The following is a 26,548-nucleotide window of genomic DNA, read 5'->3' on the forward strand; positions in this document are numbered from 1 at the left end:
GGGAGCGGGCTTGCTCGCGATAGCGGTGGGTCAGTCAAAGAATCTGGTGACTGACCCACCGCTATCGCGAGCAAGCCCGCTCCCACAGGGGGACAGTGTTCCCATCGAGATGGATATCGGCCAAAAAAGTGCAATCACAATAATAAAGGGGCACGCACGTGACCACGCCAGACAACGGCTTTGCAGCAATCACCAACCGCGAACTGGGCCTGCGGCGCCAGCTCACTTCCGGGCAGATGAGCATGATCGCCATCGGTGGCGCCATTGGCACCGGGCTGTTTATGGGCAGCGCCTATGCCATCGGCTATGCCGGGCCCAGCGTGCTGGTCAGCTACGCCATCGGCGCGTTGATCACCCTGCTGTTGATGGGCTGCCTGGCGGAAATGACGGTGGCCCATTCCACCTCCGGCTCTTTTGGCGCCTATGCCGAGTTCTATATCAGCCCCCTGGCCGGGTTCCTGGTGCGCTATGCCTATTGGGCGGCGATTGTGCTGGCTGTGGGCGCCGAGGTCACCGCGGTGGCGATGTACATGAAGTACTGGTTCGCCAACGTGCCGGAATGGGTGTGGATCGTCTCGTTCTCCAGCGTGCTGATCGTGCTTAACGCCATCAGCGTCAAGACCTTCGGCAACTTCGAATACTGGTTTTCGACGATCAAGATCAGCGCGATTGTCGGCTTTATCATCCTCGCGGTGTATGTGGTGTTCGGCTCTGGCAACCCGGATTACGGGGTGCAGAACTACACGGCCCACGGCGGGTTTTTCCCCAATGGCCTGAGTGGCATGTGGATCGCGGTGATTGTGTCGATCTTCAGCTACCTGAGCGTGGAGATGATCGCGGTGGCGGCGGGTGAAGCGGCCGACCCGGAGCAGGCGGTGAAAAAAGCCTTCCGCGCGACGATTGTGCGGCTGGTGGTGTTCTACCTGCTGACCCTGGCGCTGATGCTGGCCATCGTGCCGTGGAACCAATCCGGGCAGAGCCAGAGCCCGTTTGTCACGGTGATGCAGACCATCGGCATTCCCGGCGCCACCGGGGTGATGAACTTCGTGATCCTGATTGCCGCGCTGTCGGCCATGAACAGCCAGCTCTACATCACCACGCGCATGATGTTCAGCCTGTCCCGCGCCGGCTTTGCGCCAAAATCCATGGGCGCCCTGAGCAAGAGCGGGATCCCGCTCAATGCCCTGTTGCTGTCCAGTTCGGGCATCGCCTTGGCGACCCTGCTCAACGTGGTGTACCCGGAAAGCTCCTTCACCTTGATGATGGCCATCTCGATGTTTGGCGCGATCTTCACCTGGTTCATGATCTTCCTCACGCACCTGTTCTTCCGCCGCTACCGCAAGCGCCACGGCGGGCCGAAGTTGTCCTTCCAACTGCGGCTGTTTCCCTACAGCACGCTGCTGGGGCTGGTGCTGATGGGCGCGGTGATGATCACCACGTACTTCACCGAGGCGTTCAAGATGACCCTGGTGTTTGGCGTGCCGTTCCTGCTGATTCTCTCGGTGGTGTATTACGTGTTTTTCCGTAAAGGCACGGACAAGGCATCGAGCAAGGCCTTGGCGTAAGCCGGCAATTGCTCGAACGAACGCGCGCACAACAGCAGTCTGCGACAGGCCCAGTCTTCCGTCAGCGGCTGGGCCTGGAATGGCTGCGCGTGGGGCCAGCGTTGTAACGCGGCCAGCGGCACGATTCCCAGGCCCGCGCCACGGGCGACCATGCGCATCACCCCATCAAAGCCATCGGCCCGCACCCGGGTCTGCAAGCGAAAACCCGCGTGCAGCGCCTGTTCCTCCAGGTACACCGCCAACGCGCTGTCGGCGGCCAGGCCTACATAGTCGTAGGGCAGGCTGTCGATAAAACTCACTGCGCCGGCCGTCAGTGGGTGGCCTGTCGGCAGGATCAGCACCAACGGGTCGTCGCGAAACGGCCGGGTCTGCAAGCCGTGGCTGTCCACTGCATCGGAAATAATCCCCAGGTCCGCCGCGCCCTGGCGCAAGGCATGGGTGATGCGCAGGCTGGGCAGTTCCTGCAGGTCGATATCGAGGTTGGGGTGGGTGCAGAGAAAATCCGCCAGCAACTCCGGCAGGTATTCGCTGAGGGCGGTGGTGTTGCACAGCAGGCGCACCTGGCCTTTGACGCCGTTGGCGTACTCCGCCAGCTCCTGTTGCAGACGTTCGGCCTGTTGCAACAGCAGGCGTGCGTGGCGGGCCAGGGCGTTGCCGGCGGCCGTCGGGGTCACGCCTCGGCGGCCGCGCTGCAGGAACTCGACGCCCAGTGAAGCCTCCATTGCGCGAATGCGCGCACTGGCGGCGGCCAGGGATAGGTGGCTGCGGGCGGCGCCGGCGGTGATGTTGCCGGTGTCGAGGATGTGCAGGTAGAGGCGCAGGTCGATCAGGTCAAAGTGCATGGCCGGGGTTCTCGGGTGCCTGGACGGGCCTTATCGCAGGCAAGCCAGCTCCCACATTTGGAGGGGTGATCACATTCAGAATGTGGGAGCTGGCTTGCCTGCGATAGCGGTCTCAGCCTCACGCAAAACAAGAGGCTGCCTCAGTATATGGCGAATTTCCAACCCCACGCCAAACCCGCAAACTCCCCCCCATGACAACCTTCCTCGCGTTCTACCAACACCTCGGCCCAGCCCTGACCCTACTGGTGATCGGCACCTTCCTGCTGGCCGGCACCGTCAAGGGCGTGATTGGCCTGGGCCTGCCCACCGTCGCCATGGGCCTGCTCGGTCTGGCTATGTTGCCGGCGCAGGCTGCGGCCCTGCTGATCATTCCTTCGACCATCACCAACCTCTGGCAACTGAGCTTCGGTGGGCACTTGGGCGCACTGAGCAAACGCCTGTGGCCCATGCTGCTGCTGATTTTTCTGGGGACCGGGCTCGGTTCGCTGTGGCTGGGCATGGACGGCGGTCCCTGGGTGGTGCGGGCCTTGGGCGGGGCGTTGCTGGTGTATGCGCTGTGCGGGCTGTTGCTGCCGACGTTGCGGGTGCCCGCCGGCAGCGAGCGTTGGCTGGGCCCGCTGTGTGGTCTGCTGACGGGGATCGTCACTTCGGCCACCGGCGTCTTCGTGATCCCGGCCGTGCCCTACTTGCAAGCACTGGGCTTGCACCGTGACCAACTGGTGCAGGCGCTGGGCCTGTCCTTCAGCGTGTCCACCCTGGCCCTGGCCGCCGGGCTGTTCTGGCGCGGCAATCTCGGTGCCGGCGAACTGAATGCCTCGCTGCTGGCGTTGGTGCCGGCGCTGCTGGGCATGTGGCTGGGGCAAAAGCTGCGCCAGTGCATCAGTGCTGTGCTGTTCAAGCGCGTGTTTTTTATGGGCATGGCGGCCCTGGGCGGGCACCTGCTGATGGGTGGTTGACGCAATAATCAGATGGTTACTCGTGCCTGAGGGTCAAAAGTGTTTTGCCGGTCCGTGGCTTACTCACCCGAGGGGTTGCCCGTAGCCTGCGCTCATCCATTTTCAACCTTCAGGTACAACCCCATGAAAAAAGTTCTGTTGCTCAACGGCGGCAAGAAATTCGCCCACTCCGATGGCCGCTACAACAACACCCTGCATGATGCGGCGCTGGCCGTGCTGGACCGGGGTGGGCTTGACGTGAAAGTCACCCATATCGACGCCGGCTACGACGTGGCCGAAGAAGTCGCCAAGTTCCTCTGGGCCGACGTGATCATCTACCAGATGCCCGGCTGGTGGATGGGCGCCCCATGGATCGTCAAGAAGTACATCGACGAAGTCTTCACCGAAGGCCACGGCAGCCTGTACGCCAGCGATGGCCGCACCCGTTCCGACGCGTCGCAGAAGTACGGCAGCGGCGGCCTGATCCAGGGCAAGCAGTACATGTTGTCGCTGACCTGGAATGCACCACAGGCAGCATTCGATGACCCGAGCGACTTCTTCGAAGCCAAGGGCGTGGATGCGGTGTACTTCCCGTTCCACAAGGCCAACCAGTTCCTCGGTATGAGTGGTCTGCCGACGTTCCTGTGTGTGGACGTGATGAAGCGCCCCTCCATCGAGGCTGATGTGCTGCGCTATGAGCAGCATCTGGCCCAGGTGTTTAACCTGACGCTGTAATACGGCTAGTATCCACGCAGCCGTATTCACGAGGATTCACGTTGAAAGCCCGATCCGATGAGCTCCAGATCTTCGTCTGCGTGATTGAATGCGGTTCGATTTCCGCTGCCGCCGAACAAGTCGGGCAGACGCCTTCGGCGGTCAGCCGCACTTTGTCGCGGCTCGAAGCCAAGCTCGACACCACCCTGATCAACCGCACCACGCGGCGCATGGACCTGACCGAAGAGGGCAAGTACTTCTTCGAGCAGGCCAAGCTGATCCTGGAGCAGATGGACGAGCTGGAAGAGCGCCTGTCGTCACGGCAGAAAACCCCGTCCGGGCGCTTGCGGATCAACGCCGCCTCGCCGTTCATGCTGCATGCCATCGTGCCGTACGTCGCCGAGTTCCGCCGTCTGTACCCGGATATCCAGCTGGAGCTCAACAGCAACGACCTGATCATCGACTTGCTGGAACAGAGCACCGACATTGCTATCCGCATCGGTGCCCTGGCGGACTCGACCCTGCATGCTCGCTCCCTGGGCTGCAGCCCGCTGCATATCCTCGCCAGCCCGGCGTACCTTGAGCAGCACGGCACGCCAACCACAGTGGCGGACCTGGCCAATCACACCTTGCTCGGCTTTACCCAGACCGAAACCCTCAACCACTGGCCGTTGCGCCATGTGCAGGGCGACCGCTGGCAGATCGAGCCGGGCATTGCCGCGTCCAGCGGGGAAACCCTGCGCCAACTGGCGTTGGAGGGGCAGGGGATTGCCTGCCTGTCGCACTTCATGACCATCGAAGACATCAACGCCGGCCGCCTGCAGTCGATCCTGGCGCCGTTCAACAGTGGTTATCGCCAACCGATCAACGCGGTGTATTACCGCAACTCGCAGTTGGCCCTGCGTATCCAGTGCTTTTTGGACTTTATCCAGGCAAAGCTCGCGCGCTACGCCTGTTGACCGGCTCCTACTGGTCCCGGGTGGTGGTTTTCCGTACCATCGCCCCCTCATTTCCTGCAACGCCCCCGGTAAACCTATGAAACTCTCTCGTCTGCGCGCTGACGCCCTGGCCGGACTCACCACGTCTTTTGCCTTGCTGCCCGAATGCATCGCCTTTGCCCTGGTGGCCCACCTCAACCCGCTGATGGGCCTGTATGGCGCCTTTATCATCTGCACCCTGACCGCGTTGTTCGGCGGCCGGCCGGGGATGGTCTCGGGGGCGGCGGGGTCGATGGCGGTGGTGATCGTCGCGCTGGTGGTGCAACACGGCGTGGAGTACCTGCTGGCGACGGTGTTGCTCGGCGGCCTGATCATGATTGCCTTCGGCCTGCTGCGCCTGGGCAAGCTGGTGCGCATGGTGCCGCACCCGGTGATGCTCGGTTTCGTCAACGGCCTGGCGATCATCATCGCCCTGGCGCAACTGGAGCATTTCAAGAGCGGTGAGACCTGGCTCAGCGGCACGCCGTTGTATGTGATGACGGGGTTGGTGGTGGCGACCATGGCCATCGTCTACCTGCTGCCCCGCCTGACCCGCGCGGTGCCGCCGGCGCTGGTGGCGATTCTAGGTGTGGGGCTGGCGGTGTACCTGCTGGGCTTGCCCACCCGCACGCTGGGCGATATGGCCCATATCGCCGGCGGCCTGCCGACTTTTGCCCTGCCGCAGATCCCCTGGACCCTGGAAACCCTGGGCATCATCGCGCCTTACGCTTTCCTGATGGCCATGGTCGGGCTGCTGGAAACCCTGTTGACCCTCAACCTCACCGACGAAATCACCGAGACCCGTGGTTACCCCGACCGCGAAAGCGTGGCCCTGGGCGCGGCGAATATGGTCAGCGGGGTGTTTGGCGGCATGGGCGGCTGCGCGATGATCGGGCAGACGGTGATCAACCTCAGCTCGGGCGGGCGCGGGCGTTTCTCCGGGGTGTTTGCCGGGGTGATGATCCTGCTGTTTATTTTGTTCCTATCGCCGCTGATCGAGCGCATTCCCCTGGCGGCGCTGGTGGGGGTGATGTTTGTGGTGTCCCAGCAGACCTTTGCCTGGGCGTCGCTGCGGGTGATCAACAAAGTGCCGCTCAATGATGTGCTGGTGATCATCGCGGTGACGGTGATCACGGTGTTCACCGACCTGGCCACGGCGGTGCTGTGCGGGATTGTGATTGCCGCGCTCAACTTTGCCTGGCAGCAGGCGCGGGAGTTGTACGCCGATGAACATCTGGAGGCCGATGGCAGCAAGCTCTACCGGCTGCACGGCACCCTGTTCTTTGCCTCGACCACACCCTTTCTGAACCAGTTCGACCCGGCCAACGATCCGGCCCAGGTAACGCTGGATTGCCGTCACCTGAGTTTTGTCGACTATTCAGCGATTGCCGCGCTGATGACCCTGCGCGAACGCTACAGCAAGGCCGGCAAGCACCTGCGGGTGCTGCATTTGTCGGAGCGCTGCAAGAAGCTGCTCAAGCGCGCGCGAGTGCAGCACGACTGATCCTGCTGGTGTAGGCGAGGGGGGTTATGGGCCGACGAGGTTTTCCAGTTCATCGGCGCGGGTCCGGGTCATGTCCAGCACACAACCCGAGCCGTTGACTTGATCAATGCTGCCGCCGGTCGCGGAGCCGGCGAAGGCGCAATTGGCATCCCGGTATTTGATCCACAGGCGCTGTACATCTTGCAGTTGCTGCTTGCGCGGGCCTTGCTGGGCCTGCAGTGCGGTTTGGTAGGCGCTGTTCAGGCGCTTGTCCTGCACCTTGGTTTCCTGGGCGTTGCAGCCGACCATCGCGGCCGTGGTGTTGGCGGCGTCCAGGCACTTTTGCAGGGCCGGGCTGCTGTCGGCGGCCGTTGCGGTGCCGGACAAGGCCAGCAGTAACGCGCTGAGGGTAAGGGTTCTACGGTTCATGACGGGCTTCCTGAGGATGATTCGGTGTGCAATCTGAGACCGGACAGTGGCCGTTGAGTTTCCCGCATTGGGCCCGGCCTGCATGTAAGAACGATCCCCTGATTTTCATCCTGAGTCTGCGGGCATGTCCCAAAGCGACAGCGCTTATCTGTGGGCGAAAATTACTTTCATAAAATTTGAAAATGCTCCTCGGTAATGATTTATGAGTTTCACAACCAATTCGACGTGACCCTTTCCGAGGAGTACCGCATGGCCGCATCACCGGGCGTCTGGCTGTTGGCATACGCTGCCATCGCCATCATTGCATTGATCGTGCTGATTGCACGTTACCGGCTCAACCCGTTTATCGTCATCACCCTGGTGTCCATCGGCCTGGCGCTGCTGGCCGGGATGCCGGCGGATACGATCATGGGTTCCTACGAGGCGGGGGTTGGCAAGACCCTGGGGCATATCGCGCTGGTGGTGGCCCTGGGCACCATGCTCGGCAAGATGATGGCCGAGTCCGGCGGCGCCGAGCAGGTGGCGCGCACCCTGATCAACCGTTTCGGCGAGCGCAATGCCCACTGGGCCATGGTGTGCATTGCCTTCCTGGTGGGGCTGCCGCTGTTTTTCGAGGTCGGTTTTGTATTGCTGGTGCCGATTGCCTTTACCGTGGCCCGGCGCGTGGGCGTGTCGATCCTGATGGTCGGTTTGCCGATGGTCGCCGGCCTGTCGGTGGTGCATGCCCTGGTGCCGCCACACCCGGCGGCAATGATGGCGGTGCTGGCGTATAACGCCTCGGTCGGGCAAACCGTGTTGTATGCGATTTTGATCGGCATCCCCACCGCGATCATCGCCGGCCCGGTGTACGCCAAGTTCATCGTGCCGCGCATCCACCTGCCCGCCGAAAACCCGCTGGAACGCCAGTTTATCGAGCGCGAACCGCGCACCCGCCTGCCTAGCTTCGGCCTGACCATGGGCACCATCCTGTTGCCAGTGGTGCTGATGATGATCGGCGGTTGGGCCAACCTGATCTCCACGCCCGGCAGCGGCTTCAACCAGTTCCTGTTGTTTATCGGGAACTCGGTGATCGCCTTGCTGTTGGCGACCCTGGTCAGCTTCTGGACCCTGGGCCTGGCCCAGGGCTTCAACCGCGAGTCGATCCTCAAGTTCACCAACGAGTGCCTGGCGCCGACCGCCAGTATCACCCTGCTGGTGGGCGCGGGCGGCGGCTTGAACCGGATCCTGGTGGACGCCGGCGTGACCCATGAAATCCTCGGCATGGCCAACGCCTTCAACCTGTCGCCACTGGTGATGGGCTGGTTGTTTGCCGCGCTGATGCGCATCGCCACCGGCTCGGCCACCGTGGCCATGACCACCGCGTCGGGCGTTGTCGCCCCGGTGGCCCTGGGCCTGGGTTATCCACACCCGGAATTGCTGGTGCTGGCGACCGGTGCCGGTTCGGTGATCTTTTCCCACGTCAACGACGGCGGCTTCTGGCTGATCAAGGAATACTTCAATATGACGGTGATCCAGACCTTCAAGACCTGGACCGTGCTGGAGACTTTGATTTCGCTGGTTGCCTTCGGTCTGACCTACGGCCTGTCTCTTGTTTTATGAGCCTCATCCTGTAACCCGGAGACCCCATGGACATCCTCTACCAGATCCGCGCCCGCCAGGATTCCTTCAGCGCTGGCGAAGGGCGTATCGCCCGGCTGATGCTCGATGATGTGGGTTTTGCCGCATCCGCCAGCCTGGAAGAGTTGTCCCAGCGGGCCGAGGTCAGCACCGCGACCTTGTCGCGCTTTGCCCGCAGCGTCGGCTGCCGTGACTTGCGCGACCTGCGCCTGCAACTGGCCCAGGCCAGCGGTGTGGGCAGTCGTTTTCTCGACCCGGCGGGGTTGCCAGAGCAGTCGGCATTTCATCGGCAGATCCTCGGCGATATCGAAGGGACGCTGCGCCAGCACCTGTCCGGCTTCAATCAGGCTGGTTTTGTCGATGCGGTGAACCTGCTGGGCAAGGCGCGGATGATCCACGCCTTTGGCATGGGCGGCCCGTCGAGCCTGTGCAGCGAAGAGTTGCAAGTGCGTCTGGTGCGCCTGGGCTATTCGATTGCTGCCTGCCGCGATCCGGTGATGATGCGGGTCACGGCCGCCACATTGAGTGCCGAGCACGCCCTGATTGTCTGCTCCCTGACCGGCCTCACGCCCGAGTTGCTGGGCGTGGTGGAACTGGCCCGCAACTACGGCGCACGGATTGTCGCCATCACCCTGGCCGACTCGCCGCTGGCGCAGTTGGCCGACGTGCTGCTGCCGCTGCAACCGGCCGAAACCAGTTTTATCTACAAACCCACGGCGGCGCGCTACGGCATGCTGCTGGCCATTGATTTGCTCGCCACTGAACTGGCCCTGGCTATGCCGGACGACAATCAGGAGCGCCTGCGCCGGATCAAGCTGGCCCTGGACGACTATCGCGGCGGCCCTGACAGCCTGCCGCTGGGAGATTGAGATGAAGTACCACACGCTGATTCGCCAGGCGCTGATCATTGATGGCAGCAACACGCCGGGGTATCTCGCTGACGTGGGGCTGCGCGCGGGGCGTATCGAGAAGATCGGCGACTTGTCGGCGGCCCAGGGCGAGCATGAGATCCAAGCCGATGGCCGTGTACTGGCGCCGGGTTTTATCGACGTCCACACCCACGATGACACGGTGGTGATCCGCCAGCCGCAGATGCTGCCCAAGCTCAGCCAGGGCGTGACCACGGTGATCGTCGGCAACTGCGGCATCAGCGCCTCGCCGGTCAGCCTGCGTGGCGATCCGCCAGACCCGATGAACCTGCTGGGCAATGCCGAGGCGTTTGCCTATCCGCGTTTCATCGATTACCGCGCGGCGGTGGAAAACGCTCACCCGGCCCTCAACGTCGCGGCATTGATTGGCCATACCGCTTTGCGCAGTAACCATATGGACGACCTGCACCGCACCGCTACCGCCACCGAAATCGCGGCGATGCGCGAGCAACTGCAGGAAAGCCTCGCAGCGGGCGCCCTCGGCTTGTCCACCGGCCTGGCCTACGCCAGCGCGTTCAACGCCGACACCGACGAAGTGCTGCAATTGAGTGAAGAACTGACGGCGTTTGGCGCGGTGTACACCACCCATCTGCGCAGTGAATTCGAACCGGTGCTGGAGGCCATGGACGAGGCGTTTCTGATCGGCCGCCATGCCCAGGCACCGGTGATTATTTCCCACCTCAAATGTGCCGGCGCCGGCAACTGGGGGCGCAGCCCGCAATTGCTGGCGTCCCTGGAGCAGGCGGCGAAGACCCATCCGGTGGGCTGCGATTGTTATCCCTATGCCGCCAGTTCCTCGACCCTGGACCTCAAGCAAGTCACCGATGCCTTCCGCATCACCATCACCTGGTCCACGCCGCACCCGGAAGTGGGCGGGCGTGACTTGCAGGACATCGCCGCCGAGTGGGGTGTATCCCTGCTGGACGCTGCCCGTCGCCTGCAACCGGCGGGGGCGGTGTACTACGGAATGGATGAGGCCGATGTGCAACGCATCCTTGCCCATCCGCTGTCGATGGTGGGCTCCGACGGCTTGCCGGAAGACCCGTTCCCCCATCCGCGCTTGTGGGGCGCATTCCCGCGGGTACTCGGACATTTCAGTCGTGACCTGGGACTTTTCCCGCTGCACACAGCGGTACACAAAATGACCGGCTTGTCGGCCGCGCGCTTTGGCCTGGCCGAGCGCGGGGAAATCCGCGAGGGGCATTGGGCCGACCTGGTGCTGTTCGACCCGTTGCGGGTAAGGGATGTGGCGGACTTCAAGGACCCGCAACGTGCCGCTGAGGGCATTGATGGGGTGTGGGTCAATGGTGTGTTGAGCTACTGCGACGGGCAGGCGAACGGCCAGCGGGCGGGGCGCTTCCTGGCGCGCAGTGGTGATTTGCGGCGGGGTTTTGCCCAGGTGTGACAGCCATGAGGTGTGTCAGATTGTGCTCAATGAGGGCTTACAAAACGCAGGTTGTGGCTGTGGGAGCGCTATCTAAGATGGACGGGACTTCTTACGGAGAGCCTGTATGCACAATCAATATGAAAGCGTCAGTCATTTCGGTAACCCATCCATCTTCACTGCCTCGGTGCGCGTCGGTGACCATACGGACGAAGCTAATGTGCCAGCCGCCAACACGCTGGACACCTTTCCTTTTCCCCGGGATACGATCAAAGGCTGGATCCAGGAAAAAGTCTGGAACCTGACCCATCAATGGATCGACCCTGACAAGGTCTACCTGCATAAATTCTCGTCCGCCAACATCACGCACAGCAGTGGCGCGGTGACCGGCTGGGCGCACAGCGGCACGCCCGAGTCCTCCATGACCCTCACCGAGGCGGTCGCCAGCGATTTCTTTTCGGCGCAGCGCTATGGCACCGCCGGCAGGGCCCACGGTTGAATCCTGCCTCGACTGGCGTTCACAGCACGCTCGCCTTGGGGTAGGGTGGTAGCCTGACAACAGGATGTTTTGTGGATTTGGAGAGCCTTATGCAGTTAGGAAAAGTCACCCCCATCCTGCGGATTTTCGACGAGGCCAAGGCGCTGGAGTTCTACGTCGACTTCCTGGGGTTCAAGGTGGATTGGCAGCATCGGTTCGAAGCGAATTTTCCGTTGTACCTGCAAGTGTCGCTGGGCGAGTGCGTGCTGCATCTATCCGAGCACCATGGCGACGCCTCGCCGGGCGCGGCGGTGCGGATCCAGGCACCAGGGGTGGATGGGTTCCAGCAGCAATTGCAGGCCAAGAATTATCGCTTTGCCAAGCCGGGCGTCGAGGAAACACCCTGGGGCTCGCGGGAGATGAGCATCAAGGATCCGTTTGGTAATCGGCTGGTGTTTGTCGAGGAAGGCCAGGCCTGATCGACAAATGGCAGGGCATCAGCCGCTGTTTGTCACACCTCGTGGTGAATGGCCTGCGTGTTTAGCACGTCTGGCGATTCCTGCGAGACAGCTTCGATGACCGTCAAGGCCTGAGAAGTGGAGCCGCCCCGGTTTCGGCCGGGGCGGCTTTTTGTTTACACCCGGAAATGGCTGACCATCTGCTGCAACTGGCTGCCCAGTCGTGCCAGTTCGACGCTGGACTTGGCGGTCTCGTCGCTGGCCGTTGCGGTCTGCTCCGACACATCACGCACATTGACGATGCTGCGGCTGATTTCTTCGGCCACGGCGCTTTGCTGTTCGGCGGCGGCGGCGATCTGTTGGTTCATCGACTGGATGTTCGACACCGTGCGGGTGATGTTCTCCAGGGAGACGCCGGCCTTGCGGGTCAGTTCGACGCTGCTGTCGGTCAGGCTGCGGCTGTTGTTCATCACCGTGGCCACTTGCTGGGTGCCGTTCTGCAAACCGGCGACCAGGCCTTCGATTTCTTCGGTGGACTTCTGCGTGCGCTGGGCCAGGCCGCGGACCTCGTCGGCGACCACGGCAAACCCGCGGCCGGCTTCACCGGCACGTGCGGCTTCGATGGCGGCGTTGAGCGCCAGCAGGTTGGTCTGTTCGGCCACGGCCTTGATCACGTCCATCACACTGCCGATCTTGTTGCTCTCTTGTTGCAGGTGCGCCATGGCGTCGGTGGAACGCGCCACTTCGTCGGCCAGGCGTTCGATCTGGGCGATGGCTTCGGCCACCACCTTGTCGCCTTCGCGGGCCTGGCCATCGGCGGTGGATGCGGCCTGGGAAGCCTGTTCGGCGTTGCGCGCCACTTCCTGCACGGTGGCGGTCATCTCATGCATCGCGGTGGCCACCTGATCGGTCTCGATCTTCTGGCTGTTGACCCCGGCGCTGGTCTGCTCGGTCACGGCCGACAGCTCTTCGGCAGCGCTGGCGATCTGCGTGACGCCGTCGCGGATACCGGAAATCAGCTCGCGCAAGGTGCTGCCCATGCGCTGGATGCCTTGTTGCAGCACGCCCAGCTCATCGCGACGGGTCACCTGGATGTTGTGGCTCAGGTCGCCGGAAGCGATGCGCTCGACCACCGCCAGGGTTTCCTGCAGCGGGCGGGTGATCTGCCGGGTGATGACCAGCGCGGCGATAATCCCCACCAACAGCGCGAGCACGGTGCTGATCAGTTGCAGGCTGCGGGCCTGGACGCTTTCGGCGTCGCGGCGTTGCAGTTGGATGTCATACAGTGCTTCGCTGCGCGACACGATATCGGCGCCCTGCACAGTCATTTCCTGGCGGGCGAGAACGATATTGGCGTTGGCGGCTTTATACGCCTGCAGCGCAGTGCGGTAGGCGCCCAGGGCGTTTTCCAGGGCGGCCAGCTCGGTTTGCTGGGCTTCACCGAACACGTTCTTCAAGCCTTTGAGGCCATTGATCGCCGATTCGATTTGCGCTTCTGCACGGGCTTCGGTGTCTGGGTTGACGTTGCCGGTGTAGCCGCGCACTTCATAGCGCGCCACCTGGAACTCTTCCTTGGCGTGGTTGACGGCTTCGTACTGGGCGAAGCGCTCACTGCTTTCAGGCATCTGCCGCACGCTGCGGTCCAGGGCTGCAATCACCAGGCCGGCTGCGTCGGCGCGTTCGCCCATGGTCTGGCGTGCGGCGTTCCCGTTGCGGTAGGCCTCGCGCATTTTGTTCAGCGACTGCCGGTAGGCGGTGATGGTGTCTTTCTGCTCGTTGAGCAGCTTGAGGTTTTCCGGGCTCTTGAAGCTGTTGACCAACTGTTGCTGCTGCGCGGCAAAACTGTCGAGGGTGGTCTGCACATTCTGCGCCACGGCTTCGTCGCCGTTGGCGAGCATGTACTGCAGGCGCACGATGCGCAGTTTGGTCAGCGATGAATTGAGCTGGGTGATGTCGCTCATCCAGTTGCTGCGGTCGATCAGGCTGCCCAGGCTGGTCCAGCCGGTGAGTGCGAGGATCGAGGTGAGCACGAGCACCAGGCCAAAGCCCAGGCCCAGTTTCAAGTTGACGCTGATGTTGCCAAACCATGTATTCATCGAATTCCTCCAGGAACAGATTGCGTGTACATCAGTTGCTGGAAGGTCGCCCAGCCGATGGATAGTCTGGGGATATCGGCAGGCAGGGCGAGAGCTGAAACGGTTTTTTAATCAATGTGGGATTCGTGGATGAGTGGTCACTTTTAAAAAGCTGACTTCCCTTTGTGGCGAGCGGGCTTGCCCGCGTTGGGGGGGGCGTAGCGCCCTCCCCAGGAGAGGGGACTGCTGCGCAGTCCAACGCGGGCAAGCCCGCTCGCCACAACAAGCCCGCTCGGCACAACACGGCCGCTGGCCACAACACGGCCGCTGGTCAGGGGGATAGGGGGATCAGCTTTTTGGCAGGATGCTCAGGACCAGGCACGACGCCGCATCCCGGCTCAGGTGCAGGCGATTGTGCGCAATGCGCGGATGGCTGGCCTGGCCCTCGTTCTCGCCGCTGTTGGGGTTGACGTCGAAGCGCGGGAAATTGCTACTGGAAATGTCCAAGCGCAGGCGATGGCCCTGTTTGAACAGATTGCAGGTGGCAAATGGCTCGATGTTCACCTTCACCCGCTCACCGGGTGTCAGCGGTCTGGGCTGCTCCCAATCGTCACGATAGCGGCAGCGGCGGATGCCGTCGGTGATGTTCATCGCAAAGCCTTCCGGGTAAGCGGCGCTCGGCGGGTAGACATCCACCAGCTTGGCGGTGAAGTCGGTGTCCGGCGCGTCGCTGTCGATCCACAGCTCGATCTGCACCGTCCCGGCGACGATCAGGTCTTCGCTCAGGGGCGCAGTCTGAAAGCTCAGCACATCGTCGCGCTCGCACAGGGGGCGATTGTCACCCCGGGTGCCAAAAAAGTCCGGGCGTTCGCGCTGGTCGAAGGCGCCGCCGACAAAAATCGGCGCGCCGGATGTCAACGCACCGCCCACGGTCGGCACTGGGTTGGCTGGGTCGGCGTAGTAACCCAACACAGCTTCGTCAGCGCTGGGCGCAACCTCGGTCAATTGCCGTTGCGCATCCAGGTACAAGGTCAGCGACTGGGTGCCAGGCAGCGGCCATTGTTCGCCCTGCAGCCAGCGACCGCCGTGTTGCAGGCGCCCCTGCTCATCCGGCAAACCGCTGCCACCGCCCATCAAGAACACCTGCACCTGGGCTGCCGGTGGCTGCGTCCCGGGCTTGAGGGATTGCTCGAACCATTGCAGGCGGCAACTCAACCAATCCTGCGCCACCTGGCCGTCAAACACGGCCTGGGCGCCGAACTCCACATCGCCGCTATGGCTGATATTGCGGTCACCGTGCAACCACGGCCCCATGATCAATCGTTGCGGCGCGCTGCTGGCGCGGTTGAAGGCGGTGTAGTTGGCCAGGGTCGAGCTGACATAAGCGTCGTACCAACTGGACATGAACAGCACCGGAATATCCGGCAAGCGCCCGTAGTGACCTTCGGCATAAATCCCCGATTTCTGCCAGTAGGGGCCGAAGGTGCCCTGGGCCCACTGCTCCAGCAGATAGGCTTCGTACTCGGGCACATGACGCAACGGCGATTGGCCCGCCTGCCAGGGCATGCGGCGGAACCATTCATGGATGTCTTCGTCTTCCAGCGCCTGGCGCACCTGCGGGTCGGCCAGGGCGAGCGGGCTTTCTTTGGCCTGGCGAAACGCCCAGGTGGCCTGCTTGAGTTCAAACGCACCGCCCTGGCGAATCCCGCATTGGTAGGCGTTGGCGAAGCCGCCGCTGTCGAGCACCATGCTGCTCAGGCCCGGCGGATGCAGGCAGGCCATCGCCAGTTGGGTGTGGGCCGCGTAGGACAGGCCCATGCTGCCGATCTTGCCGTTGCACCATGGCTGGCGAACGATCCAGGCCAGGGTGTCGAAACCGTCTTCGCCCTCGGCGGTGTACTTGGTGAACACCCCTTCGGAGGCGTAGCGCCCGCGACAATCCTGGAAGATCGCGACAAACCCCTGGGCGGTAAAACGCGCCGCCATTTGCTCGCGGGAGATGTGCTGGCCGTCGAGCTGTTTTTCCGAGCGCGACGGTTTGCACTTGTCATAGGGCGTACGTTCGATCACCACCGGATACGGCCCTTCGCCGCCCGCCGGCAGGTAGATATCGGTGGCCAGGTGGATGCCGTCGCGCATGGCGATCATCTGGTTGTGCAGGGTTTGCATAGGTAAAACACTCATCGACTCAGTATCCGGTTTGCACGGCAATGGCCAGCAGCACCATCGCCAGTACCGCATAGATCAGGAACAGCGGCAGGATGTAGCGCGCCCATTGGCCCCAGCCGACGTTGGCGGTGGCCAGCAGCACCAGCAGACCGCTGGAGGTCGGGGTGATCATGTTGGTCAGGCCGTTGCCCATCAAAAAGGCAAACACCGTGGTTTGCGGGCTGACCCCGGACAACTGGCCCAGTGGCCCGAAGATCGGCATGGTCACCGCGGCCTGGCCGGAGGTGGAGGGGATCAGCACGTCCAGCCCCAGTTGCGCGAAGAACATGCCGTAGGCCGAGACCACCGGCCCGTGGTCGCCCACCAGGTTGGCCAGGCTGTTGACGATGGTGTCCAGCACCTGGCCGGTGCTGAGGATGATTTCCACGGCGGTCGCCAGGCCGATCAGGACGCCGGCGATCAGCACCTTCTTCATCCCATCGACAAACGCGCTGGCGGCAGTGCTCGCGGCCAGGCCGGCGATCAAAGCGAAGGCCACGGTCAGCAGCAGGTAGAACGCCGACAGCTCATGGTATTTCCAGCCCCAGCGGTTCGAGGCATACACCAGGAAGCCGATGCCACCGCCCAGCACCAGCAGGTTCAGCAGGTGGCGAATCGGCAGGGGTTTGCTTTCGAAGGTGATCTGCGCGCTGGCATCAAAGCCGTGCTTGCGAATGCTCCACAGCACAAACGCGATACCCACCAACAGGAAGGTGCAATAGGCCGCGACGCGCATGCTCAAGCCGCTGAAGATCGGCAGGCCGACCATCGGCTGGGCCACGGACAAGGCCACCGGGTTGGAGATGGACGCCAGGTAGCCGATCTTCACCGAGATGGTGACGATGGCCAGGCCAATCAGGTTCGACAGCCCCAGGCGGTTGGCCATGGCCACCATCAACGGCACGATCAGGATGAATTCCTTGGCCAACCCCATAAAGGTACTGCCAGCGGAAAACACCAGCATCAGGCTCGGCACCAGCACGTAGATATTGCCTCGTGTCATGCCTAGCAGGCGCTCCAGCCCGGCGTCGATCACCCCGGCCTTGTTCAGCACGCCGAACATGCCGCCGATGAACAGCACCATGAAAATCAACGCCGCACGCTTTTCGATGCCTTGGGGAATGGCCATGAAACCTTCCACCAACGATACCGGGCGGGCCGTTGTGTCGCCGGCCTTGCGGGGTTCCAGGGAGAACAGTTGGCTGAAGGAGTCCTGCTTTTCCAGCACCTGATACGAGCCCGGCACCACCAGGCCATTCTGGCGCTGGAACTTGCCGGCATTCACCGCGTAGGTGAAGGCGACGGCGAGCAGGACGATACTCAGCAGAATGATCGCCGGGTTGATTTGCTTGCGTTGCACGGGTTTGTCTGCGGCCGCCTCGGTGGGCGACGGGGTACGGAGGATCTGCGGTTCGGTCATGCTTGCGGCCCCGGCGCGGTCCCCGTCTGAGCGGGGTGCGTGCGCTGTTATTGTTGTGGGTAGTGACGCTTGGTTGGGCGGACACTAGGGCATCGCGCGCAGGCCCACAACGTTATGCGTCGTGCGGGTTGGGGTATGCGTTTTACGCAGCGCTCGGGATGCCGAGAGGGGATTCTGGTCTCCGACCGCGCAGAGGGTTACGGGATTTTCGCAATGGGATTCAGGCGCTGTTTAAGGTGCTCGGCAAATGCCGTTACCAACTGTGAGCGCGGCTCGTCGGCACGAAATGCCAGGCCAAATTCATAGGGCAATGCGGGGCGAAACGGCCGGCTGACAATCGGCAGGTGCATGAAGTGGCTGGCCAGCAAGCCATTGACGATCGACACCCCCAGGCCTTCGGCGACAAAGCTGCAGGCGGCGCCCACCGAGTGCACTTCGACCCGTACCTGGGGCGTCAGGTTGGCGGCGCGGAACATCTGGTTCAACTCGGTACGTACCGCCCGTTGCCGACCCAGCATCACCAACGGCACATTGCGCAGATGCTGCACCTCGATGAACGCGTGGCGGCTCAGTGGATGGTCGGCCGGCATCACGCACACGCCTTCGGTGTGCAGTACCGGCTCGATATCGAAGTCGGGGATCTCGGTGGGCAGGCGTACAAAACCCAGGTCGGCGGAGCGGTCCAGCACGGCGCGCTCGATCATGTCGTAGGAACCGGTCAGCAGTTCGACCACGGTGTCGTCATGGTCCTTGAGAAAGTCCGCAACAATACGCGGCAACAATTCCTGGGTCATGCTGGTGGGCACGCCGACTTTAAGCAGGCTTTTGCGCGAGCGGCCGACGCGCATTTCGTCCGCCAGACGCTGGATCCGCTGCATGCCGTCCACCAGGCCGGCGACTTCGGTGAGCAGTTCCTCGGCCTCTGGCGTGGCCATCAACCGGCCCTTTTTGCGCAGAAACAGGGCAAACCCCAGGGCGTCTTCCAACTGGCTCAACAGGCGGCTGACCGCAGACTGCGACAAGCCCATACGGGTGGCTGCGCCGATGGTCGAGCCGGTGGACATGATCGCCTTGAAGGCTTCGAGTTGCTTGAGATTCACCGTGGATTTCCTGTCGAAGGGCGGCTTTGCGCATAGCGTCATGCGCTTCTCGCATAACGTTGTGGGGCGTTCGGCAAGCCGTTAGTGTCCGCCCCAATGTGACCTGGCGTCCAGCCTGGCACACGGAGCAACTGCCCATAAAAATCGACAATACGGCATTGAGGAAACAGTTATGCGTGAGCTTTTCACCAGGGGTGGCGTGGTCACCGTCGGGGTGCTGGCGAGTCTGTCGCCTTCGCTGATGGCCCAGGGGTTCTGGGAGGATTCCCATGGCAAGCTGACCCTGCGCAATTACTATTTCAACGACGGTTATCGCGACGGTGGCGAGGACCGCAAGGAATGGGCGCAAGGCTTTTTGCTCAACCTGCAGTCGGGCTACACCGAGGGCACCGTCGGCTTTGGCCTGGATGCCCAGGGGCTGTCGGGGATCAAGCTCGACTCCAGCCGCACCCACGCCGGCACCGGTTTGTTGCCGGTCCACGATGATGGGCGCGCCGCCAATGAATTCTCCAGCCTCGGCGTGACCGCAAAAATGCGCATCGGCGCGGCCGTGGTGAAAACCGGCACCTTGCTGCCCAAGATCCCGGTACTGGTGCATAACGATGGGCGCCTGCTACCCCAGACATTTCGCGGCACCCAGGTCGAATACACGGGCATCCGCAACCTGTACCTGCACAGCGGGCACCTGGATCAATTCAAACTGCGTAACTCCAGCGACAGCGTGGATATTTATCCACAGGGCTACAGCGGCAAAAAGGGCAGCGACTTCGATTTCGCCGGCGCCACCTATGCCTTCACGCCTACGCTCAGTGGCACCTGGTACTACGGGGAAATGCGCGAGTTCTATCGTCAGCAATTCCTCGGCCTGGTGCATAAGCAGCCGTTGGGCGCGGGGAGCCTGACCAGTGACTTGCGCTACTTCATCAGCAATGAGGCCGGCGAGGCGCGTAACGGCAAGGTCAACAGCGACATGTTCAGTGGTCTGTTCACCTATCGGCTGGGGCCGCAGGCGTTGGGTGTGGGCTACCAAAAGGTCAGTGGCGACACCGCGCTGCCCTATGCCAGCGTGTCCACGGTGTACTCGTTCAGCAACGCCGGGGTCGGCAAGTTTATCCAGGCCGGTGAGCAAACCTGGATGCTGCGCTATGACTACGATTTTGCCGCCGTGCTGCCGGGCCTGAGCTTTATGACCCGTTACTACAAGGGCCAGAACGGCGACTTCAAGGGCCGCGAAGCCCGCGAGTGGGAGTCCGACACCCACCTGCGCTACGTGATCCAGGACAGCACCCTCAAAGGCCTGGGCGTGGAGTTGCGCAAGGCCACCTACCGTTCCACCTATGCCAGTGACCGCGATAACTACCGGGTCTACCTGACGTACGATTTGGCGCTCTGGTAGGCCTTACTGTTCGACAAAGGAGTAGGGTCGGCTGCCCACGGTGATCTGCTTGAGAGCGGTGACCGGGGTGGTCAGTTGCTCGATACGGTCCAGCAACGCCAGGTTGCCCGGCCTGGCATCGAGATAGGCACGCAGTTGTGCCTCCGTCTGCAGGATCGGCAAGTTGTTCTGGGTGTAAAACACGGTGGCGCCGGCCACACGCTCGTTGGGCTGGTACAGCACCACCCTGTGGCCTTGGGCCTGAAATGCCTGGATTTGGCGGGTCAGCGGTACAAAGGACTCACGCCGGTCGGCCTTGGGCGCATGCCAGATAGCCGCGCCCAGGTAGCAGGCAATCACCACGGCAAACACGCCGCTGATCAAGCCACGGCGATAGGCGGGCACGCGGCTGAGCAGAACTGCGCCATATTCGGCCGCGAGGACCGCCGCCGCCGGGGTCAGGGCCATCAGATACACGATGCGTTTGCTCGAGGCGAAGGTCAGCAGGGTAAATTGCGCGACCAGCCACAGGCTGAAAAACAGCAGGTAACGATTGCTCGCCAGGCTTTTGCGAAAGTGCCACAGGCCCAGGTACACCAGGATATTCCACGGCAAAAAGGCCTCGGGCAGTTTGGCCAGGTAGTAGTAGATCGGCTCGTAATGCCCGGCTTCGACGAAGGAGCCGCTGAAACGTCCGACACTGTTGGTCCACAACACCTCACCGACCGCCTGCATCCCACCCCGTTGATACAGAAAACCCAGCCAGATAAACAACGGCACCAGCGCCAGTAAGGTGAACATGCCCGGGCGCAGCCATTGGCCGGGCCGCACGCGCTTGTCCAACAGGCTGGTGCAGGCCAGGTAGGCAAAAATCACAATGCCCGGCATCGCCAGGCCCAGCACGCCTTTGCTCAAGGTGGCGATGGCCATCCCCAAGGTAAACAGCAGCCATGTGCCGATATTGGCGCCGGGCTGGGACTCCGGGCGGGTGGCCTGGTAGAAGGCGAGCAGCGCCAGGGTCACGCCGAGGCTGAGCAACGCATCCTCACCCACGCCGCGCACGTTGCTCCAGTAACTGGCCATGGTCGCCAGCACCAGCGCGGCGCCAAACGCCAGGGACGTAGGCCGGCCGAAGCGGCGCAGCATGCCGTACAGCAGCATCACACTGAACAACCCGGCAAACGCCGAGGCCAGTCGTACCGCGCCGGTGCTGGCGCCAAACAGGCGGATCGCCCCGGCATCCAGCCATAGGCTCAGGGGTGGTTTTTCCAGGAAGGGCTCACCGAACAGGCGCGGCACCACCCAGTCGTTATCCAGGTGCATGGCCATGGCAATCCCGGCCACTCGGGCTTCGGTGGAGCCTTGCAACTCGTGATTGCCCAGGGCCACGAAGAACAGCAGACCGGCAAGCAGCAACAGCGGGGCAGGGCGTGTCATGGGGTGAGTTACCGGATGCTAGGGGGCAGCGTTGGAGTATACGAAGGCAATCCTTAACGAATTGTGAACGGAGTGCCCGTTGCGGATTGGCCTGCCAGGTGGTCTGGAAGTGGTCGGTTCGCCGCCGCCTTGGAAACCTACCATTGCCGGGTCCCGATCCATCCCGGAACGGGCTTCCCGATAGGAGAACGCGATGAGTAACGATCCACAGGCAATCGTGGTCAGGGCAGTGCAACCTGAAGACTATGAGCAATGGCTGCAACTGTGGCTGGCCTACCAGGACTTTTATCAAGTCAGCCTGGATGAGGCCACCACCCGCACTGCCTTCAGCCGCTTGCTCGATACCAATGAAGCCATGGCCTGTGCCGTGGCGGTGCATGGCGATGAGTTGGTGGGGCTGGTGCATGCGCTGTTGCATCGTTCGACCTGGGCGGTCGCCGACTTCTGCTACCTCGAAGACCTGTACGTGGCCCCCACGGTACGCGGCGGCGGTACCGGCAAACTGTTGATCGAATGGGTCCAGCGCTATGCGCAACACCACGGCTGCGCCCGGTTGTACTGGCATACCCAGCAGACCAACAAGCGTGCGCAGAAACTCTACAACTGGATCGCCGAGGACTCGGGCTGCATCGAGTATCGGATGGCTCTGTAACACCCGACGGCAAAGCTCGCCGATATTGCTCGTGGACATATCGGCGGCATCGCACAAAGATGCATGCTTTTTTACCCCTTGGCCAAGTCAATGACCCACAACCTTGAACTGGACACGCTGAAGATCCGCCTGACGGACCCCAAGCTGGCCTCCCTGGATTTGCGTGTGCGGGTGCAGCGCGTGCTGCGTCAGCTGATCCTGGAGGGCATTCTTGCGCCCGGCAGTCGGTTGCCCGCCACGCGTACGTTGGGCAAGTCACTGGGCATTTCCCGGGATACCGTAGAAATGGCCTACGTCCAACTGCAACTGGACGGTTACCTGTGCCGGCGTGAAGGTTCGGGTAGCTACGTTTCCGAGAAGATCGGGCCGAGCCTGCTGGGCGCGTGCAAGCGCCAGCCAGTGGTGGCGAACCAGGTCGCGGCGCTGAGTGCCAGGGGCGCGCAGATCCTTGCCAGCGGCGGGGTGACCGACCAACAGGTGGTCAAGGCGTTTGCCACAGGGCTGCCGGAAACGCGGACCTTCCCTGTGGGCATCTGGGAGCGCCTGCACCGCCAGGCATTGAAGGATTACCGCCCGAACCTGCTGTTGCATGGCGACCCGCAAGGCGCCGAACCCCTGCGCCAGGCCATCGCCGACTACCTGAACCTGGAACGCGGGGCGCGGGTCACGCCGGATCAGGTGCTGGTGCTGTCGAGTACGCGTCAGGCCCTGTATTTGTGCGCGCAGGTGTTGGTGGATGAAGGCCAGCCGATCCTGATGGAAGACCCCGGTTACTTCGGCGCCCGCAAGGCGTTTGAAATGTCCCAGCTCAAGGTGGTACCGGTTGCGGTGGACGCCAAAGGCCTGTGTATCGACGCCCTGCGCGCCGACCGCAGCGGCGCCAACGCCGTGTATGTCACGCCGTCCCATCAATACCCCACTGGCGCCACCCTGGCGCTGGAGCGGCGCCTGGACCTGATCGCCTGGGCCGAACAGCGCCAAGGCTGGATTATCGAGGACGACTACGACAGCCAGTTTCACTATGAAGGTTTGCCGACCGCCTGTGTGCAGGGCCTGGACAGCTCCCAGCGCACGATCTACCTCGGCACCTTCAGCAAATCCCTGTACCCCGGCTTGCGCATGGGCTTTATGGTGCTGCCCCGGGAGTTGGTCAAACCCATGACCTACGCCCGCAGCATCCTCGACGGCCATACCCCGCAAATCGCCCAGCTGACCCTGGCGCGGTTTATGAACGACGGGCATTTCGGCAGCCATATCCGCGCAATGCGCAAAATCTACGGCGAGCGACGTGATGCCATGGCCGAGGCGGTGGAGCGCCACTTGAGCCATGTGGTCACCGCCAGCTTGCCGCCCGGTGGCTTGCAATTGCCCTGTGTGCTGCATGAGGGATGGTCGGAGCTGGAGACGATTCGCCAGGCGGCGCGGGTGGGTATCCAGTTGCCGGGCCTGACGCGGCTCTATGCCCGGCCACCGGCACGGGGCGGCTGGCTGCTGGGGTTCTCGGCGCTGACGCCCAGTGAAATCGAGAGTGCCAGCCGGCAGTTGGCCAAGGTGCTCAAGAGTGGTCTGGCGCAAGGCGGCGAAGTGGACTGAAAGGGCGGGCCGGTGCTTGTTAGCCTGTGCGGCCTCAACACAAGGAACGCGCCATGAACCGACCCGCCCCACGCCTACGCCTCGCCGACTACCTGTCCCCCAGCATCAGTGCGCTGATTTCGGTCATCGTCAATTACGCGGGCACCTTTGTCCTGGTGTTCCAGGCTGCCCACCTGGCGCAGTTGAGCGCGGCGCAAACCGCTTCCTGGGTCTGGTCGGTGAGTATCGGCGTGGGCGTGACCGGCGCGTGGTTGAGCTACCGCTACCGCGAGCCGATCATCACCGCGTGGTCGACGCCGGGGGTGGCCTTTCTGGCGACGGTCATGCCGTTTACACCGTATGCCGAAGTGATCGGCGCCTATGTGATGTGTGCCCTCGGTTTTATCGTGCTGGGACTGAGCGGAGCGTTCGAGCGCTTGGTGCGGCTGATCCCCGGTGGCATTGCGGCGGGTTTGCTGGCGGGGATTCTCCTGCAATTTGGTGTGGCGGCGTTTGGTGGCGCCAGCGCGGACCCGCTGCTGGTGATTGTTCTGGTGGTGTCCTACGCGGTGCTGCGCCGCTTCACTTCACGGTATGCGATGGTCGGGATTCTGTTGATTGGTCTAGGGCTGCTGCTCGCCCAACAGCGCCTTGACCTGCACAGCCTGGAGCTGCAACTGGCCGCCCCGGTGTTTGAAATGCCGCACTTTTCCATCGCGGCGTTTTTTGGCGTGGCCTTGCCGCTGTTCGTGATTACCCTGACCGGGCAATACATCCCCGGCATGCTGGTGCTGCGCAACGACGGGTTCAAGACCAGCGCCAACCCGATCATCACCGTCACCGGCCTGGGGTCTTTATTGATGGCACCGTTCGGCGCCCACGCGTTCAATGTCGCAGCGATTACGGCGGCGATCTGCACCGGGCGCGATACCCATCAGGACCCGTCCAAACGCTACATCGCCGGGTTGGTGTGTGGGGCGCTGTACATCCTGGTCGGGGTGTTTGGCGTGACGTTGGCAACCTTGTTCATGGTCCTGCCCCGCGCGTTTATCACCACCTTGGCGGGCCTGGCGCTGCTCGGCGCCATCGGTTCAAGCCTGGCCAATGCGATGGCCGATACACGCACCCGGGAAACCGCGTTGATCACCTTTTTGGCAACGGCGGCCAATGTCACGTTGCTGGGCATTGGCGGCGCGTTCTGGGGGCTGGTGGCGGGGTTGCTGGTGCATGGGGTGATTCACGGTGGGCGCCGGGTTGAGACGCGTGCGGCGGGCTAAAGGAGTTCGGCGCGCTTCACCGTGATACCCAACGGGCCACTGCGCTTTTCGACCCTGACCTTGCCACCCGCCCTAAGCGCATCCGGGTGGCAGATTTTTATATGTTTTTCGAGTTCTCGATCGTAGACCTGCAACCCGCTGCACCGCTTGCCGCCGGAGGTGTATTCGTAGCGGGCGATGTAATCACCCGGTCTTGTGCTGGAAAAAAACACAAGCAATGACAACACGAAAAATTCTGCCACGGCGATAACGGCGAGCGCCGAGATCGCCTCTTCCAGCGAGTCCATTATTGTAAATTTGAGGCGCGGATTCCTGCGCCGCACCCCCAGCACAAATGCCACCGCAGCCAAAAGGGGCGATGTCACCAGGCAGATCATCACGCTCAACGTATTGAAGTACACGATGCGGTCGAGCCAGAACACCCATAACCCGATTGTTGCCACGAAAAGTAGTACGCCCAGACCGACGAGCAGGCGTGTAGAGGTCAGCGGTCTTCTCAATTCAAATGGCTTCCATGCATAACAAAAGGGCGTAAACGCGACAGGTACAGCGCAGGAGTATAAGCATCGCCGGGCCTCTAACAAGGGGCTTGGCATGGACGCTTGCCGTTAGCTGTCAGCCTGAAATCACCGCGATGGCGCGCGCGTTGTTCTCGGGTTTAGCTGCCTTGGCACACCTCAACCCCGGGCTTGTTCGACCAGCCAGTCGATCAGCGCCTTGAGCCGTCTGGGCAGGGTTTTGTGCGCGGGGTGGACCAGATAGTAGCCATAGTTGAACGCCTCCCTGAACCCGCCGAACGGCAGCACCAGTTCGCCATCTTGCACACGCTTGCGCACCAGTTGCTCGCGGCCAATGGCCACGCCCGCATGGTTGATCGCCGCGAGGGTGCTCAAGTCGGAGCGGTCAAAGGTCATGAAGCGGCTTGGCAGTTCGCTGCTGTCGCCCACCGCATCCAGCCATAAACGCCATTCTGCATCGAATGAAATGTTGTCCCATGCCGCCACATCGTGCAGCACCGTGCACTGTGCCAGGCGTTCCGGGTTCCCCATCAGGCCATGGGCCTGGGCATATTGCGGGCTGCACACCGGGGCAATCCGCTCGGGCATCAGGCGCAGGCTTTCCAGGCCCGGATGCTCGCCGTTGGAGTAACACAGCACCAGGTCGATGCGCCGGGTGCGGTAGTCGATCGGTTCGTTGCCGACCCGCACATCCAGTTGAATCCCAGGGTAGCGGGCGGTGAAATCGGCCAGCCTGGGGACCAACCAACATTGCGCGACGGAGGGCCGTGCGTAGAAGCACAGCTGGCCTTCGATCTGGCTGTCGGAGCGTTCTTGCACGGCCTCGGACAGGGTGTCCATGGTGTGCTGCATGACCTTGAAAATACGCTCGCCGTCATCGGTCAGGTCGACCTTGCGCGGCAAGCGATGGAACAGCTTGAGCGACAGTTCTTCTTCCAGGCGCGCTATGCGGTGACTGACCGCACTGGCGGTCAGGCACAGCTCGTCAGCGGCGCGGGCAAAGCTGAGGTGGCGGGCGGCGACCAGGAAGGTATGCAGATTGGACAGGTGGGCGCCGGTGAGCTTCGGCGCTTTGCCCAGGCCAAGTGCTGCCATGTGGGTGT

General features: G+C 62.7%; 23 protein-coding genes and 1 pseudogene. 14 read left to right on the top strand and 10 right to left on the bottom strand.

What is annotated here, in order from left to right; translation table 11 throughout:
* Window positions 1-158: 158 nt before the first annotated feature.
* On the top strand, window positions 159-1,565 hold the full coding sequence (locus JFT44_RS17790; RefSeq protein ID WP_057439312.1) for an amino acid permease: 1,407 nt from the start codon (window positions 159-161) through the stop codon (window positions 1,563-1,565).
* On the opposite strand, the gene JFT44_RS17795 is transcribed toward JFT44_RS17790, so the two are convergent.
* Window positions 1,511-2,407, bottom strand: a complete 897-nt coding sequence (locus tag JFT44_RS17795) for a LysR substrate-binding domain-containing protein (protein WP_057960621.1) — start codon at window positions 2,405-2,407, stop codon at window positions 1,511-1,513. The genes JFT44_RS17790 and JFT44_RS17795 overlap by 55 nt on opposite strands.
* 191 nt (window positions 2,408-2,598) lie before the next feature.
* On the opposite strand from JFT44_RS17795, the gene JFT44_RS17800 reads away from it, so the two are divergent.
* From JFT44_RS17800 to JFT44_RS17815, 4 genes are all read left to right on the top strand, one after another.
* Entirely contained in the window at window positions 2,599-3,363 is a 765-nt protein-coding gene (locus JFT44_RS17800; RefSeq protein ID WP_198830973.1) for a sulfite exporter TauE/SafE family protein, read from the top strand.
* A 123-nt stretch (window positions 3,364-3,486) separates the two neighbouring features.
* The gene (locus JFT44_RS17805) at window positions 3,487-4,077 is read left to right on the top strand and encodes an NAD(P)H-dependent oxidoreductase (RefSeq protein WP_115127335.1); all 591 of its coding nucleotides are present in this window, start codon (window positions 3,487-3,489) and stop codon (window positions 4,075-4,077) included.
* A gap of 41 nt (window positions 4,078-4,118) precedes the next feature.
* Window positions 4,119-5,015 carry a LysR family transcriptional regulator gene (locus JFT44_RS17810; protein ID WP_057960618.1) on the top strand — a complete coding sequence of 299 codons (897 nt, stop codon included), beginning with the start codon at window positions 4,119-4,121 and terminating at the stop codon, window positions 5,013-5,015.
* 76 nt (window positions 5,016-5,091) lie between these two features.
* Window positions 5,092-6,537: a SulP family inorganic anion transporter gene (locus tag JFT44_RS17815; RefSeq protein WP_057960617.1), complete on the top strand. Its 1,446-nt coding sequence runs from the start codon at window positions 5,092-5,094 to the stop codon at window positions 6,535-6,537.
* 24 nt (window positions 6,538-6,561) lie between these two features.
* Here JFT44_RS17815 and JFT44_RS17820 read toward each other — a convergent pair whose 3' ends face one another.
* On the bottom strand, window positions 6,562-6,945 hold the full coding sequence (locus JFT44_RS17820; RefSeq protein WP_198830974.1) for a lysozyme inhibitor LprI family protein: 384 nt from the start codon (window positions 6,943-6,945) through the stop codon (window positions 6,562-6,564).
* 195 nt (window positions 6,946-7,140) lie between these two features.
* Between JFT44_RS17820 and JFT44_RS17825 the strand changes: the two genes are divergently transcribed.
* From JFT44_RS17825 to JFT44_RS17845, 5 genes are all read left to right on the top strand, one after another.
* Window positions 7,141-8,544 (top strand): gluconate:H+ symporter, encoded by a 1,404-nt coding sequence (locus JFT44_RS17825; RefSeq protein WP_057440211.1) that lies wholly within the window; start codon window positions 7,141-7,143, stop codon window positions 8,542-8,544.
* A gap of 26 nt (window positions 8,545-8,570) precedes the next feature.
* Entirely contained in the window at window positions 8,571-9,431 is an 861-nt protein-coding gene (locus JFT44_RS17830) for a MurR/RpiR family transcriptional regulator (protein WP_057960615.1), read from the top strand.
* Window position 9,432: 1 nt separating this feature from the next.
* A complete protein-coding gene (locus JFT44_RS17835) occupies window positions 9,433-10,896 on the top strand; it encodes an amidohydrolase family protein (protein WP_198830975.1) in 1,464 nt (487 codons plus the stop codon).
* Between the two features lie 106 nt (window positions 10,897-11,002).
* Window positions 11,003-11,374, top strand: coding sequence for a dermonecrotic toxin domain-containing protein (locus tag JFT44_RS17840; RefSeq protein ID WP_198830976.1), 372 nt, complete (start codon window positions 11,003-11,005; stop codon window positions 11,372-11,374).
* 89 nt (window positions 11,375-11,463) lie between these two features.
* Window positions 11,464-11,832 carry a glyoxalase superfamily protein gene (locus tag JFT44_RS17845; RefSeq protein ID WP_057960612.1) on the top strand — a complete coding sequence of 123 codons (369 nt, stop codon included), beginning with the start codon at window positions 11,464-11,466 and terminating at the stop codon, window positions 11,830-11,832.
* Window positions 11,833-11,987: 155 nt separating this feature from the next.
* Here JFT44_RS17845 and JFT44_RS29195 read toward each other — a convergent pair whose 3' ends face one another.
* The 5 genes and pseudogenes from JFT44_RS29195 to JFT44_RS17865 form a co-directional block, all read right to left on the bottom strand.
* The gene (locus tag JFT44_RS29195; RefSeq protein WP_370694600.1) at window positions 11,988-12,851 is read right to left on the bottom strand and encodes a methyl-accepting chemotaxis protein; all 864 of its coding nucleotides are present in this window, start codon (window positions 12,849-12,851) and stop codon (window positions 11,988-11,990) included.
* A gap of 39 nt (window positions 12,852-12,890) precedes the next feature.
* A pseudogene (locus JFT44_RS29200) lies at window positions 12,891-13,907 on the bottom strand (methyl-accepting chemotaxis protein); the annotation flags it as partial.
* A 327-nt stretch (window positions 13,908-14,234) separates the two neighbouring features.
* A complete protein-coding gene (locus JFT44_RS17855) occupies window positions 14,235-16,055 on the bottom strand; it encodes a CocE/NonD family hydrolase (RefSeq protein ID WP_198831008.1) in 1,821 nt (606 codons plus the stop codon).
* 19 nt (window positions 16,056-16,074) lie between these two features.
* A complete protein-coding gene (locus JFT44_RS17860) occupies window positions 16,075-17,514 on the bottom strand; it encodes an AbgT family transporter (RefSeq protein ID WP_198830977.1) in 1,440 nt (479 codons plus the stop codon).
* 197 nt (window positions 17,515-17,711) lie between these two features.
* Window positions 17,712-18,614 carry a LysR family transcriptional regulator gene (locus tag JFT44_RS17865; RefSeq protein WP_198818185.1) on the bottom strand — a complete coding sequence of 301 codons (903 nt, stop codon included), beginning with the start codon at window positions 18,612-18,614 and terminating at the stop codon, window positions 17,712-17,714.
* Window positions 18,615-18,786: 172 nt separating this feature from the next.
* Here JFT44_RS17865 and JFT44_RS17870 point away from each other — a divergent pair, with 172 nt between their 5' ends.
* Entirely contained in the window at window positions 18,787-20,010 is a 1,224-nt protein-coding gene (locus tag JFT44_RS17870) for an OprD family porin (RefSeq protein ID WP_170045357.1), read from the top strand.
* A 3-nt stretch (window positions 20,011-20,013) separates the two neighbouring features.
* Here the strand turns inward: JFT44_RS17870 and JFT44_RS17875 are convergent, their stop codons facing one another.
* Window positions 20,014-21,426 carry a glycosyltransferase family 39 protein gene (locus JFT44_RS17875; protein WP_198830978.1) on the bottom strand — a complete coding sequence of 471 codons (1,413 nt, stop codon included), beginning with the start codon at window positions 21,424-21,426 and terminating at the stop codon, window positions 20,014-20,016.
* 193 nt (window positions 21,427-21,619) lie between these two features.
* On the opposite strand from JFT44_RS17875, the gene JFT44_RS17880 reads away from it, so the two are divergent.
* From JFT44_RS17880 to JFT44_RS17890, 3 genes are all read left to right on the top strand, one after another.
* Entirely contained in the window at window positions 21,620-22,078 is a 459-nt protein-coding gene (locus JFT44_RS17880; RefSeq protein WP_128593725.1) for a GNAT family N-acetyltransferase, read from the top strand.
* Between the two features lie 90 nt (window positions 22,079-22,168).
* The gene (locus JFT44_RS17885) at window positions 22,169-23,671 is read left to right on the top strand and encodes a PLP-dependent aminotransferase family protein (RefSeq protein WP_198830979.1); all 1,503 of its coding nucleotides are present in this window, start codon (window positions 22,169-22,171) and stop codon (window positions 23,669-23,671) included.
* Window positions 23,672-23,724: 53 nt separating this feature from the next.
* Window positions 23,725-24,927: a benzoate/H(+) symporter BenE family transporter gene (locus JFT44_RS17890; protein WP_057960606.1), complete on the top strand. Its 1,203-nt coding sequence runs from the start codon at window positions 23,725-23,727 to the stop codon at window positions 24,925-24,927.
* On the opposite strand, the gene JFT44_RS17895 is transcribed toward JFT44_RS17890, so the two are convergent.
* Together JFT44_RS17895 and dsdC are read right to left on the bottom strand one after the other, a co-directional pair.
* Complete coding sequence (locus JFT44_RS17895; protein ID WP_057960605.1) at window positions 24,924-25,427, bottom strand: hypothetical protein; 504 nt, start codon at window positions 25,425-25,427, stop codon at window positions 24,924-24,926. The genes JFT44_RS17890 and JFT44_RS17895 overlap by 4 nt on opposite strands.
* A 177-nt stretch (window positions 25,428-25,604) precedes the next feature.
* Window positions 25,605-26,540 (bottom strand): DNA-binding transcriptional regulator DsdC, encoded by a 936-nt coding sequence (dsdC, locus tag JFT44_RS17900; protein WP_198830980.1) that lies wholly within the window; start codon window positions 26,538-26,540, stop codon window positions 25,605-25,607.
* Window positions 26,541-26,548 lie beyond the last annotated feature (8 nt).

The organism is Pseudomonas sp. MF5691, assembly GCF_016405645.1.
In the GTDB taxonomy this organism is placed as follows: domain Bacteria; phylum Pseudomonadota; class Gammaproteobacteria; order Pseudomonadales; family Pseudomonadaceae; genus Aquipseudomonas; species Aquipseudomonas shahriarae.

Excerpts from the sequence above, each read along its gene's own strand:
- JFT44_RS17795 (WP_057960621.1), bottom strand. The coding sequence starts at position 2,407 with ATGCACTTTGACCTGATCGACCTGCGCCTCTACCTGCACATCCTCGAC.
- JFT44_RS17800 (WP_198830973.1), top strand. The coding sequence starts at position 2,599 with ATGACAACCTTCCTCGCGTTCTACCAACACCTCGGCCCAGCCCTGACC.
- JFT44_RS17805 (WP_115127335.1), top strand. The coding sequence starts at position 3,487 with ATGAAAAAAGTTCTGTTGCTCAACGGCGGCAAGAAATTCGCCCACTCC.
- JFT44_RS17815 (WP_057960617.1), top strand. The coding sequence starts at position 5,092 with ATGAAACTCTCTCGTCTGCGCGCTGACGCCCTGGCCGGACTCACCACG.
- JFT44_RS17820 (WP_198830974.1), bottom strand. The coding sequence starts at position 6,945 with ATGAACCGTAGAACCCTTACCCTCAGCGCGTTACTGCTGGCCTTGTCC.
- JFT44_RS17825 (WP_057440211.1), top strand. The coding sequence starts at position 7,141 with ATGATTTATGAGTTTCACAACCAATTCGACGTGACCCTTTCCGAGGAG.
- JFT44_RS17830 (WP_057960615.1), top strand. The coding sequence starts at position 8,571 with ATGGACATCCTCTACCAGATCCGCGCCCGCCAGGATTCCTTCAGCGCT.
- JFT44_RS17835 (WP_198830975.1), top strand. The coding sequence starts at position 9,433 with ATGAAGTACCACACGCTGATTCGCCAGGCGCTGATCATTGATGGCAGC.
- JFT44_RS17840 (WP_198830976.1), top strand. The coding sequence starts at position 11,003 with ATGCACAATCAATATGAAAGCGTCAGTCATTTCGGTAACCCATCCATC.
- JFT44_RS17845 (WP_057960612.1), top strand. The coding sequence starts at position 11,464 with ATGCAGTTAGGAAAAGTCACCCCCATCCTGCGGATTTTCGACGAGGCC.
- JFT44_RS29195 (WP_370694600.1), bottom strand. The coding sequence starts at position 12,851 with ATGGGCAGCACCTTGCGCGAGCTGATTTCCGGTATCCGCGACGGCGTC.
- JFT44_RS17855 (WP_198831008.1), bottom strand. The coding sequence starts at position 16,055 with ATGCAAACCCTGCACAACCAGATGATCGCCATGCGCGACGGCATCCAC.
- JFT44_RS17860 (WP_198830977.1), bottom strand. The coding sequence starts at position 17,514 with ATGACCGAACCGCAGATCCTCCGTACCCCGTCGCCCACCGAGGCGGCC.
- JFT44_RS17870 (WP_170045357.1), top strand. The coding sequence starts at position 18,787 with ATGCGTGAGCTTTTCACCAGGGGTGGCGTGGTCACCGTCGGGGTGCTG.
- JFT44_RS17875 (WP_198830978.1), bottom strand. The coding sequence starts at position 21,426 with ATGACACGCCCTGCCCCGCTGTTGCTGCTTGCCGGTCTGCTGTTCTTC.
- JFT44_RS17880 (WP_128593725.1), top strand. The coding sequence starts at position 21,620 with ATGAGTAACGATCCACAGGCAATCGTGGTCAGGGCAGTGCAACCTGAA.
- JFT44_RS17885 (WP_198830979.1), top strand. The coding sequence starts at position 22,169 with ATGACCCACAACCTTGAACTGGACACGCTGAAGATCCGCCTGACGGAC.
- JFT44_RS17890 (WP_057960606.1), top strand. The coding sequence starts at position 23,725 with ATGAACCGACCCGCCCCACGCCTACGCCTCGCCGACTACCTGTCCCCC.
- dsdC (WP_198830980.1), bottom strand. The coding sequence starts at position 26,540 with ATGGCAGCACTTGGCCTGGGCAAAGCGCCGAAGCTCACCGGCGCCCAC.